The organism is Micromonospora globispora (assembly GCF_003857015.1).
GTDB lineage: Bacteria > Actinomycetota > Actinomycetes > Mycobacteriales > Micromonosporaceae > Micromonospora > Micromonospora globispora.
The window spans coordinates 1-10696 of record NZ_QGGF01000317.1 but is presented as its reverse complement, the minus strand read 5'-3'; the positions used below and the strand labels follow the sequence as shown (position 1 = coordinate 10696).

General features: G+C 73.6%; 13 protein-coding genes. 5 read left to right on the top strand and 8 right to left on the bottom strand.

Annotated features, from left to right (window positions below):
• Both DKL51_RS15620 and DKL51_RS15615 read left to right on the top strand, forming a co-directional pair.
• Window positions 1-581, top strand: a 581-nt coding sequence (locus tag DKL51_RS15620; RefSeq protein ID WP_124812196.1) for a glycosyltransferase, incomplete at its 5' end; no start/stop codon positions are given.
• Window positions 578-2260 carry a glycosyltransferase family 2 protein gene (locus DKL51_RS15615; RefSeq protein WP_109945201.1) on the top strand — a complete coding sequence of 561 codons (1683 nt, stop codon included), beginning with the start codon at window positions 578-580 and terminating at the stop codon, window positions 2258-2260. The genes DKL51_RS15620 and DKL51_RS15615, both read left to right, overlap by 4 nt.
• A 131-nt stretch (window positions 2261-2391) precedes the next feature.
• Here the strand turns inward: DKL51_RS15615 and DKL51_RS34955 are convergent, their stop codons facing one another.
• The 5 genes from DKL51_RS34955 to DKL51_RS15595 all read right to left on the bottom strand — a co-directional run bounded on the left by DKL51_RS34955 (window position 2392) and on the right by DKL51_RS15595 (window position 5601).
• Window positions 2392-2535 (bottom strand): hypothetical protein, encoded by a 144-nt coding sequence (locus DKL51_RS34955; RefSeq protein ID WP_165823140.1) that lies wholly within the window; start codon window positions 2533-2535, stop codon window positions 2392-2394.
• A 283-nt stretch (window positions 2536-2818) separates the two neighbouring features.
• The gene (locus DKL51_RS15610) at window positions 2819-3112 is read right to left on the bottom strand and encodes a DUF6510 family protein (RefSeq protein ID WP_109945200.1); all 294 of its coding nucleotides are present in this window, start codon (window positions 3110-3112) and stop codon (window positions 2819-2821) included.
• 17 nt (window positions 3113-3129) lie between these two features.
• Window positions 3130-3891, bottom strand: coding sequence for a ferredoxin reductase (locus tag DKL51_RS15605; protein ID WP_109945199.1), 762 nt, complete (start codon window positions 3889-3891; stop codon window positions 3130-3132).
• A gap of 1 nt (window position 3892) precedes the next feature.
• Window positions 3893-4483 carry a sulfite oxidase-like oxidoreductase gene (locus DKL51_RS15600; RefSeq protein ID WP_207783882.1) on the bottom strand — a complete coding sequence of 197 codons (591 nt, stop codon included), beginning with the start codon at window positions 4481-4483 and terminating at the stop codon, window positions 3893-3895.
• Between the two features lie 98 nt (window positions 4484-4581).
• Complete coding sequence (locus DKL51_RS15595; protein ID WP_109945197.1) at window positions 4582-5601, bottom strand: TerC/Alx family metal homeostasis membrane protein; 1020 nt, start codon at window positions 5599-5601, stop codon at window positions 4582-4584.
• 282 nt (window positions 5602-5883) lie between these two features.
• Here DKL51_RS15595 and DKL51_RS15590 point away from each other — a divergent pair, with 282 nt between their 5' ends.
• Complete coding sequence (locus tag DKL51_RS15590) at window positions 5884-7050, top strand: CaiB/BaiF CoA transferase family protein (protein ID WP_109945211.1); 1167 nt, start codon at window positions 5884-5886, stop codon at window positions 7048-7050.
• Between the two features lie 24 nt (window positions 7051-7074).
• On the opposite strand, the gene DKL51_RS15585 is transcribed toward DKL51_RS15590, so the two are convergent.
• On the bottom strand, window positions 7075-7485 hold the full coding sequence (locus tag DKL51_RS15585) for a DUF2267 domain-containing protein (RefSeq protein ID WP_109945196.1): 411 nt from the start codon (window positions 7483-7485) through the stop codon (window positions 7075-7077).
• A 156-nt stretch (window positions 7486-7641) separates the two neighbouring features.
• Between DKL51_RS15585 and DKL51_RS15580 the strand changes: the two genes are divergently transcribed.
• Both DKL51_RS15580 and DKL51_RS15575 read left to right on the top strand, forming a co-directional pair.
• Window positions 7642-7914: a DUF2795 domain-containing protein gene (locus tag DKL51_RS15580; protein WP_109945195.1), complete on the top strand. Its 273-nt coding sequence runs from the start codon at window positions 7642-7644 to the stop codon at window positions 7912-7914.
• Between the two features lie 12 nt (window positions 7915-7926).
• Window positions 7927-8592, top strand: coding sequence for a DUF1345 domain-containing protein (locus DKL51_RS15575; RefSeq protein WP_207783880.1), 666 nt, complete (start codon window positions 7927-7929; stop codon window positions 8590-8592).
• Window positions 8593-8802: 210 nt separating this feature from the next.
• Here the strand turns inward: DKL51_RS15575 and DKL51_RS15570 are convergent, their stop codons facing one another.
• Both DKL51_RS15570 and DKL51_RS15565 read right to left on the bottom strand, forming a co-directional pair.
• The gene (locus DKL51_RS15570) at window positions 8803-9465 is read right to left on the bottom strand and encodes a hypothetical protein (RefSeq protein WP_124812195.1); all 663 of its coding nucleotides are present in this window, start codon (window positions 9463-9465) and stop codon (window positions 8803-8805) included.
• A gap of 31 nt (window positions 9466-9496) precedes the next feature.
• Entirely contained in the window at window positions 9497-10468 is a 972-nt protein-coding gene (locus DKL51_RS15565; protein WP_124812194.1) for a pirin family protein, read from the bottom strand.
• Window positions 10469-10696: the final 228 nt, after the last annotated feature.

Sequence of the window (10696 nt, the reverse complement as noted above, 5' to 3'; positions counted from 1 at the left end):
ACGTACCGCAGCGCGGCCTGGACACCCTGGTCGACGCGCTGCCCCGGCTGCCCGGCGTACACGTGGCACTTGTGGTCAACCCCGCGCTGCGGTACGTCGAGCAACTCGCCGCCCGGGCCGCCCGGCTCGGGGTGGCCGACCGGCTGCACGTCCTGCCGTACGTGCCGCACTGGCAGGTGGTGCCCTTCCTGGCCGGCGCGGACGTCGGGGTGATCCCGATCCACCGCTGGCCCAACCACGAGATCGCGCTGATCACCAAGTTCTTCGAGTACTCGCACGCCCGGCTGCCGCTGGTGGTCAGCGACGTGCGGACCATGGCCGCCACCGTCCGGGAGACCGGTCAGGGCGAGGTGTTCCGGGCCGGCGACGTCGACGACTTCGTCCGCGCGGTGACCACCGTGCTCGGCGACCCGGCCCGCTACTTGGCCGCGTACGACCGGCCGGGCCTGCTGCCGGGGTGGACCTGGCGGGCGCAGGCCGAGGTGCTGGACGGGGTGTACCGGCGCCTCCTGCCCGGGACCGGGCAGCCCGCCACCGCCTTCGCGGCCACGACCGACCCGTCCCGAGGAGCGATCCGATGACCGCGCCCGACGTCAGCGTCATCATCCCCGTCTACAACACCCTGCCGTACCTGCGGGCCTGCCTGGATTCGCTGCTCGCCCAGACCATCGGCGCGGACCGGATGGAGATCGTCGCGGTGGACGACGGCTCCACCGACGGCAGCGGCCGGTTGCTGGACCGGCTCGCCGCCCGCCACCCCGGGCTGGTGAAGGTTCTCCACCAGGCCAACTCCGGCGGCCCGGCCGCACCCTGCAACCGGGGCCTGGAACTGGCCACCGGCCGGTACGTCTTCTTCCTCGGCTCGGACGACCACCTCGGCCCGGAGGCCCTGGAACGTCTCGTCGCCGCAGCCGACCGGTACGGCTCGGACGTGGTGCTCGGCCGGGTGGTCGGGGTCAACGGCCGGCACGTCTTCTCGGACGTCTTCGCCGCCGGGAACGCGGTCGACGTGGACCTTTTCGACTCGGCGCTGCCCTGGTCGCTGGCGAACACGAAGCTGTTCCGCCGGGAGTTGATCGACCGGCACGGGCTGCGCTTCCCCGAGGACATGCCGGTCCTCAGCGATCAGCCGTTCACCCTGGCGGCCTGCTACCGGGCGCGGCGCATCTCGGTGCTCGCGGACTACGACTACTACCACGCGGTCCGCCGGCTCAACGCCGGCAACATCACCTACCGCAGTCGCACCGAGGCGCGGCTGGTCAGCGTGGAGCGGCTCTTCGCCTTCGTCGCCGACCTCATCCCCGCCGGCCCCCGCCGGGACGCGGTGCTGCGCCGGCACGTCGGGCTGGAGCTGGCCAACCTGGTCGGCGACGACTTCCGCATCCTGGGCCGGGCGGACCAGGAACGCGTGCACCGGGTGGTCCGCCGGCTGGTCGAGCGGTACGTCACCGACAACCTGCGGGACCAGCTCGACATCGAGGCCCGGCTGCGGCTCGGCGCGGTGAGCGCCGGCGGCGTGGACGACCTCCTCGCCGTGATCGACCAGGACGCCGAGCGGGGCGTCCCGCGCACTGTCATCGAGAACGGCCGGTGGCATGCCGGCTATCCGGGCGCGAAGGCCGGTGGCTGGGCCGACGTCACCGAGGTCCGGGCCGACTGGTTGGCCCGACTCGACACGGTCGCGGTGAGCTGGCAGGGCGGGCACACCCTCGCGGTCACCGCTCGGAGCCCGTACCCGGGTTTCGCGGCCGAGGCCGGGCCGGTCCGGCTGGTCGCCGGGCAGCTCGCCGGCACCACGCTGTTGGATGCCACCGATCCGACCGGGCGGACCGTCCGCACCGACTTTCCGGTGGACCGGCTGCTCGCCGCCAGCGCCGCGTCCGGGCAGCGCCACCCGGTCCGGGCCGAGCTGGCCGGGGAGTACGGCCGGGGCAGCGCACCGGTCCGGGCACCCCGGCTGGCCACCGGCCGGCCGCGGCTGCGCCGACACGGGTTGCGACTCTACGGCGTCGCCGCAGCCGTGGACCCGCGCAGCGGGCAGCTCGTCCTCTCGGTGGTCCCGGTGACCGTCGGGCAGCTGATCAGCCGGCTGCGCCGCCGCTTCCGCCGGACCGGACCCGCCGCCGCGCCCCCGGTCGTCCCTGCCGGCTCGTCCACCCGGCCGGCGGGCGACCCGCCGCCGACCGTCATCGCGGTGGGCAATCACGCCGAACCGGGCCGGACCGACCTTCCCATCGAGCACCTCACCGCCAGCTCCTGAGCGCCGGCCCGTTGGCGCCACGGGCTGCCGAAGATCGCGCTCGAACCAGGAGGTAGTGACCACGGCTCACAGTGGAGGAAACTACTGCCAGGTTCGAGCATGATCTTGGTGGACAGGATCACCAGGCGAGGTCAGTCGGGGCGCTGGAAGTGCCAGATGATGGCGGCCGGGGTGCCGGTGTAGGCGACATCGGCCGCCTCCGGGCACCAGCGGCGGGCCTGCGGCCCGCCGCCGTACTCGCTGGGCGGCCAGCCGGGCTCGGCGCAGCCGCGCACCAGGAAGCCGGCCGGCAGCGCGGCGGCGAGGTAGTCGGCGGCACCCCGCCGGTACGCGGGCAGCAGCCCGCGCCGCCCGTCCGGCCCGACCGCGTGCGCGACCCGACGAAGTCCCGGTCCAGTCCGTCGTCACCCGCGGTCGCGCGCAGCAGGGCGACGCCCTCCAGACCGAGCAAAAACGCCAGGGGCTGCTGGTAGGGCATCCGCCGGACGGTAGTGCCGGTCGGCAGCACCCGCGACCGGGTTTGGCGACCGAGGGACCGCCGGTGGCCGGTGTGGACGGTCAGAGCGGGCCGGGATGGGGCTGGTCGAGCGGCATCGGCACCTCCAGGAAGGTGGACCCGCGCAGGTCGAGCCAGGCGCGGTCGGGCGCGCGGACCAGCCGGAGCATCACGTTGGAGCAGGCCGGGCAGCGGGCGACCAGGCCGGGCGCATGCGAGAAGACGTGCAGACCGGCCATCGGCCCGGCCAGCCCGCACGAGGCGCACCGTCCGGTGGCGGCGCTCAGATCCACGGCGAACAGTTCGCGCAGCGGCCCGTCGAGCATGTTGCCGTCCAGGTAGGACATGTCGGTCATGCGCCCCTCCTCCATCCTCACCCCGTAGGGCCGAACCGTTCGGTCCGCACGCGGCGGGTCTGGTGGCCCAGTCCCACCAGCAGGTCCGCCACGGTCTCCACGAAGCCGGTCGGGCCGCAGACGTAGCAGAGCGGCTCCAGGTCCGGCGGCCAGCCGTGCGAGTTCACGTCGGCCAGGCCGATCCGGTGCGGCTCACCGCGCCATCCCTCGGGGGCCTGCCGGGTGTACACGTAGGTCACGTCGAGGCCCTGGTCGTCACGGGCGCGGCGGCGCAGCTCATCGGCGTAGATCACGTCGCCCGGCGTGCGCACCGAGTAGATCAGCCGGAACGGCGCCCGGCTGCCGGCCGCCCGCCGGGCCCGCACCATCGCCATCAGCGGCACCACGCCGGACCCGCCGCCGACCAGCAGCACCGGGGCGCGCTCCTCCGGCCGCCAGACGAACCAGCCGCCGACCGGGCCGCGTATCTCCACCGGGTCGCCCTCGGCGTAGACGTCGATCAGGTACGGCGATACCTCGCCGTCGGGCACCTTCTGCACGGTCAGCGCGATCCGGTCGCCCTCGGCCGGCCCGGCCAGCGAGTACGACCGGGCGGCCTGGTACCCGTCCGCGGCGGTGAGCCGGACGTCCACGTGCTGCCCGGGCAGGTGTCCCGGCCAGCCGGGTACGTCCAGGATCAGCGCCTGCGCGCTGGGCGTCTCGACCCGGCGTTCGACCAGCCGGGCCACCCGCCAGGTCAGCGGCGTGCTCGCACGCCGGCCGGTCGTGGGCGCGGCCACCTCAGTCGCCCTGGTAGCGCTGCTCGCGCCACGGGTCGCCGTAGTCGTGGTAGCCCGCGGTCTCCCAGAAACCCGGCTCGTCCTCGATCGTCAGCCGGATGCCCCGTACCCACTTCGCCGACTTCCAGAAGTACAGGTGCGGCACCAGCATCCGGGCCGGCCCGCCGTGCTCGGCGGCCAGCGGGCCACCGTCGTAGGTGTGCGCCACCCAGGCCCGGCCGCCGCGCAGGTCATCCAGCGGCAGGTTGGTGGTGTACCCGCCGTACGAGTGCACCAGCGCGTAGTCCGCGGCGGTGTCGATCCCGTCGAGCAGGGTGTCCAGGGAGATCCCCAGCCAGCTGGTGCCGAGCTTGGACCAGCGGGTGACGCAGTGGATGTCCACCGTCGGCGTCTCCTGCGGCAGACCCATCAACTCGTCCCAGGACCAGCGGTACTCGGCACCGGTCTCGGTGGAGATGACGAACTCCCAGGTCTCCAGCGGCACCTTCGGTGTCGGGCCGGCGGAGAGCACCGGGAAGTCCTCGGTCAGGTACTGACCCGGCGGCAGGGCCGGCTCGGCCGAACGGGGGCGGCCCTGAAAGCCCGGCGACACGATTCCCACCCGTCAGTCGTACCACCTGGGGTGGGGCCGCCCACCCGGTTCGGCCGGACCGGCCGCGGCGGGTGAGCGCCGTCGCGGCCGGTCCGGGGTCAGTGCCGCCCGCTGGCCACCTGGGTCTCGTCCGGCTCGGTGCTCCGGGTCGCCCGCAGGCTGGTCAGGGTGACGACCACCAGGACGCCGATGATGACGCCGAGCGAGGCCAGCGTCGGGATCTCCGGCACGCCCTTCCAGATGCCGTGCGCCCAGTGCAGGCCCAGCTTGACGCCGATGAAGGCGAGGATGATGGCCAGGCCGTAGCTGAGGTGCACCAGCCGGCTGAGCGCGGCGTGCAGCACGAAGTAGAGCGCACGCAGGCCGAGCAGGGCGAACGCGTTGGTGGCGAAGACCAGGTACGGATCCTCGGTGATGCCGTAGACGGCGGGCACCGAGTCGACCGCGAAGACCACGTCGGTGGCGAGCACCGCGACGACCACCAGCGCGAACGGGGTGAGGGCGCGGCGGCCGTTCTGCCGGACGGTCATCCGGGTGCCCTGGTACTCGTCGACGACCGGCATGACCCTTCGGAGCAGCTTCACCGACCGCATCTTGTTGATGTCGACCTCCTGCTGGTGCCCGGAGAGGGCGTCGCGCAGCAGCTTGACCGCGGTGGCGATCAGGATGACGGCGAAGAGCAGGAAGGCGAAGTCCAGGGTCTGCAGGGCGGCGGCGCCGAGGGCGATGAAGACGGCCCGCAGCACCAGCGCGCCGGCGATGCCGTAGAGCAGTACTCGCTGGGCGAGCACCGCGGGCACCGCGAAGGCGGCCAGCAGCAGCATGAAGACGAAGAGGTTGTCGACCGACAGGGACTTCTCCACCAGGTAACCGGTGAGGTACTGCACCCCCAGCTCGGAGCCGTACCGGACCCAGATCCAGCCCCCGAAGGCCAGCGGCAGGGCGATGTAGAACGCCGACCAGCCCAGCGCCTCCCGCATCTTCACCTCGTGCGGGCGACGGGTGACCAGGAAGTCGAGCACCAGCAGGGCGAGCACGCCGGCGATGGTGACCGCCCAGAGGGTGGGGGTGCCGACCGACGACAGCTCGGCGGCGGACAGGTATGACAATTCCGTCATGGAGCCTCCTCGAACACGGTGTCATGTCCGAGGTCTCCTTCACCCACGCTTCGTGGGCAACCACCCGGGGCGCGCCCGGCGCGCCGTACTGACCGGAATGGTTCGTGGGAAGTACTCCCCTCGCCGGGTCCAGGTTAGGGCAGGCTCACCCCACCCGCCAAGTCCGGCGCCTCCGCCGCTGGTCAGACGATTGCCCTGGTCAACAGCTGTATGGCGGGGCTGGTCGACCGGGCGCCGAGGCCGGGGCGGCGGAGCCCGGACCGGGACGCCTATCGTGGCCCGATGACCGACGACGCCTCCCCCACCCCGGTCGGCCCGCTCACCGGCGTCCGCGTGATCGAACTGGCCGGTATCGGACCCGGGCCGTTCACCGCGATGATGCTGGCCGACCTCGGCGCCGACGTGATCCGGGTGGACCGCACCGCCCCGGCCGGGTTCGGCAGCCTCCCCGGCGACCTGCTCCACCGCAACCGCCGCTCTATGGCGGTCGACCTGAAGTCCGAGGCCGGCCGGGAGGTGGTACGGGCACTGGTCCGCACCGCCGACGCGCTCATCGAGGGGTTCCGGCCCGGGGTGACCGAGCGACTGGGCCTCGGACCGGACGACTGCCTGGCGGTCAACCCGCGGCTGGTCTACGGCCGGATGACCGGCTGGGGCCAGGACGGCCCGCTCGCCCCGTACGCGGGACACGACATCGACTACCTGGCGCTCACCGGCGCGCTGCACGGGATCGGCCGGGCCGGCGAGCGCCCGGTGCCCCCGATGAACCTGCTCGGCGACTTCGGCGGCGGCGGGATGATGCTCGCCCTCGGCATCGTCTCCGCCCTGTACGCCGTCCGCGCCGGCGCCGCCGGCCAGGTGGTCGACGCGGCCATCGTGGACGGCGTGTCGGTACTCGCCACCCAGATCCACGCGCTGCGCCGGTTCGGCATGTGGCAGGACCCGCGCGGGGTGAACCTGCTCGACGGCGGCGCCCCCTTCTACGACACGTACGAGTGCGCCGACGGGCGTCACCTCGCGGTGGGCGCGCTGGAGCCGCAGTTCTACGACGAACTCGTCCGGCTCACCGGCTTCCCGCTCCCCGGCGACGAGGCACTGGACCGCACCGACCCGGCGAACTGGCCGGCGCTGCGCGAGGCGTGGGCGCGGCTGTTCCGCACCCGGACCCGGGACGAGTGGACGGAGCTGCTCGGCACCTCGGACGCCTGCGTGGCGCCGGTGCTGGACTGGCGGGAGGCGCCGGACCATCCGCACCTGGCCGCCCGCGGGGTCTTCGTCGAGCACGACGGCGTGACCCAGCCGGCGCCGGCGCCCCGCTTCTCCGGGACCCCGACCTCCGTCCGCCGGCCGCCGCCGCAAGCCGGCGAGCACACCGACGAGGTGCTGGCCGAGGCGGGCTTCGACGCCGACCGGATCGCCGCGCTGCGGGCCGCCGGCGCGATCGCCTGACCGCCGCGCGCCACCTGGGGGCGTTCAGGCCCGTCGAAGGGTCGCGTTGGGGGCCAGCGCCGGTTCCACCATGTCCCGGTAGTCGCGCGGCATCTGGGTCACCAGGTCGTCGAACTCCCCGCCGGTGACCGCCTCGCGCAGCGTGATGAAGACGGCGCACACCCCGTCCCGGGCGACGTTCTCGTCCACACCGGCCCGCTGGCCGACCCGGGCGACGAACTCGGCCGCGCCGAAGCGGTCGGCCGCCTCGATCCGCGGACAGGGCTTCAGCACCAGTTGGAGGGGCTTGGGCAGCTGCGCGGCGAGGTCGAGCACCTCCCCGCCGGTCAACCGCTCGGCCAGCGTCTCCAAGGTGGCCCGGGTCAGCCCCACCGCCCGTTCCGAGGACGTGCGGGTCCGCTGTGCCACCTGGTCGACGAAGGTGTCGTAGTTCATCCGTGGTACCCCCTTCGGGTGCTGTGCGGTCCGCGGCGTACCCGTCGGGCCGGGGCGGAAACAGCACGGATTTCCCCGGGCGACCGCGCGTGACGCGCCGCGCGGCGGGTAAGCGCCGCCGGTCGTGACGGGAACCGAGGCGCGAGGAGCCGGCCCATGGCGAGTTACAGCGACGTCCTGCAGTACCTGGAGGCCCTGGACTACCCGGCGCAGAAGGACGACGTGGTGCGGGAGGCCGAGCGGGAGGGCGCCCCGCCAGAGGTGTTGAAGGCCCTGCGGGCACTGCCTCCCGTCGACTACGCCGACGGCAACCAGGTGGCCCGGTCCGCCCACATCGACGCCGCCCCCGAGTTGAGCCGGTCGCAGCGGGCCGCCCAGACCCGGGACAAGCGGCATCTGCGGGTCTCGCAGCACCTACGCGGCATCTGACGCGCTCCGCCGATGCGGCGCGGTGCGCCCGCGGCCCCACCGCACGGGCACACCCCGGCGGCGATCCAGCTCACCGTGATGGGGATCGTCGGGGTGGTCTGCGGCGGGCTCTTCGGGGTGCTGGTCTCGCCGGCGCTCGGCCCGCTGGTCGGTTGGGACGCCGCCGCACTGAGCTGGCTGATCCTGCTCTGGCGACGGGTGTGGCGGCTGGACGCCGAGACGACCGCGCGGCTGGCCCGGCACGAGGACCCGAACCGGGCGGCCCGCGACGCGCTGCTGCTGGGCGCCTGCGTGGCCAGCCTGCTCGCGGTCGGGGTGGTGCTGACCACCGCACACCGGGCCCACCCCGGGGTGACCCTGGACGCCTTCGGCGGGCTGGCCGTGCTCAGCGTGGTGCTCTCCTGGTTCGTGGTGCACACCGTCTACGCCACCCGCTACACGCGGCTGTACTACAGCGGGGAGCCGGGCGGGGTGAACTTCCACCAGCGGGGCCGGCCCTGCTACGCCGACTTCGCCTACCTGTCGTTCACGGTCGGGGCCACGTTCCAGGTCTCCGACACCGACCTGTGCAGTGCTGAGATGCGCCGGACCGTGCTGCGGCACGCGCTGCTGTCGTACCTGTTCGGCGCGGTCATCATCGCGGCGACGGTGAACCTGCTGGCGAGCCTGGCGAGGTAGCGAGAACAGGCGGGCGCCCCGGGTCACGAACCGCGACCTGGGGCGCCACGCAACACCTGTCCCCGGCGGTCCGCGCCCGAACCGGGTCGCGACCGCCAGGCGGTGGATATTCGCCCGAACCGGGCGGGCATCACTGCCGCGATCATCATACGATGCGGCATCCACCGTTCGGGGGAGATTCCCAGAACTGTGGCCTGCCGCACGTCCGGGTCAAGGGGTCAACTCGGCGTACCGCTTCTCCAGGTCCACCCGGGCGAGCGCTCCCACCAGCCAGGCGAGCCGCTCGGACTCGCCGCTGCCGGCCAGGCCGGCCAGGTCGTTCGCGGAGCGGCCGAGACCCAACCGGCGCGCGGCGGCGAGTGCCCGCCGGTCGGCGACCGGCGCCACCTCCCGCCACACCGCTTGGACCTCCCGCAGGAACAACTCGACCACCTGGTCGTCCACTCCCGGCAGGGCGGTGAGCAACTGGCGCTCCCGGGCCGGGTCCTGCTGCGCCTTCGTCCGGAGCCGGCGCAGGTCGCCCCGGTACCCGTCGACGATCGCCTGGGCCAGGTCACCGAGCACGTCGGCCAGCGCGTCGATGTCGCCGCGCTGGCCGGCCGCCCGCAGCACCCGTACCCGGTCCTCGTGCAGCGAGCGGGCCATCCGGGCGGCGCTGTCCCAGCCGCCGTCCCGAAGCGCCGTGGCGGTGTCGATGGCACGCCGGAAGTCGCCGCGCCGGGCGAGCAGAACGGACAGGTAGAGCACCTGGAACAGTTGGGACGGGTTGTTGATGACCCGGAAGCCGTACTGCTCGGCGAAGCCTCGCTCGCCGGCGAGCCGGCGTACCAGTCGCTTCTTGTCCTCGATGCTGAATGTCGCAGTGGTCGGCATGCCCGCGTCTACCCACACCGGGGGCGGGCATTCAGCCGAGAACGCCACCCCGGCGGTCGCGGGCCTTCAGCCGGGTGGTGGGCAGCGCCGGAGCCGGCAGCGGCACAGCGGGGTCGTCGGTGACGACCCCGAAGCGTCGACCCGCCATCCAGTCCTCCCGGGCGGCGGCGATCTCCTCGTGCGAGCGGCCGACGAAGTTCCACCACATGACCAGCGGCTCATCGAAGGGCTCGCCGCCGAGCAGCAGCAGCCGGCTGCCCGGCGCGGCCCGGAGGGTGAAAGCGTCCCGGCCCGCGCCGAGGTAGAGCAACGCGCCCGGGGCGAGCGGCATCGCATCGACCTCGGCGGAGCCCGACATCGCCAGCAGCCCGTACTCGAAGTCGCGGCGCAGCGGCAGCGTGGCCGGCGTGGCACCGCGCACCTCGAGCTGTGCGCCGATCAGCGGGGTGTGCACCACGGCCGGGGACCGCTCGCCGCCGGTCTCGCCGACCAGCAGGGTGACGTCCAGTTCGCCGTCGCGCCAGCGGGGCAGCTCCGCGTGGTGGGCGAAGTCCGCCGCGCCGGCCCGCGCCGGGTCGGGCAGCGCCACCCAGAGCTGTACGCCGTGCATCAGCGGTGGACGCGCCGCCGGTGAGCGTTCCGAGTGGGCGATGCCGTGACCGGAGGTCATCACGTTGAGCTGGCCGGGGCGGATCGGCTGCACGTTGCCGAGGCTGTCCCGGTGCAGGATCTCGCCGTCCAGCAGCCAGGTGACCGTCTGCAGACCGGTATGCGGGTGCGGCGGTACCTCCATGCCGGGGCGCTCGGCCACGTCGTCCGGTCCGAAGTGGTCGACGAAGCACCAGGCGCCGACCATCCGCCGCTGCCGCTGCGGCAGCAGCCGCCGCACGGTGGTGTAGCGACCCAGCGGCACGTCGTGGCCGGGCAGCAGCACACTGGGCTGCTCCGCGGGGGCCGCGCCGGGCGGGAGGGTCTGCGCCGGCATCGATTCGGTACGGTCCACCGCCCGACTCTACGCCTCGCTCTCCTCGACGCTGATCGTGTTGGCTCCGGCCACCTGGTTGACCGCGACCGACCCGGATACGCCGCTGGCCGGCACCCCTCGGTGAGGGTGCCGGCCAGTGGTCGGTTCACGGTGTTCGGTTGGGTCAGCTGTTCCAGTGCTGGGCGACGAGGTCGGCGGCCTGCTGTTCCCACTGGGCGTAGGCGTCCGGGTAGGCCGACACCTGCA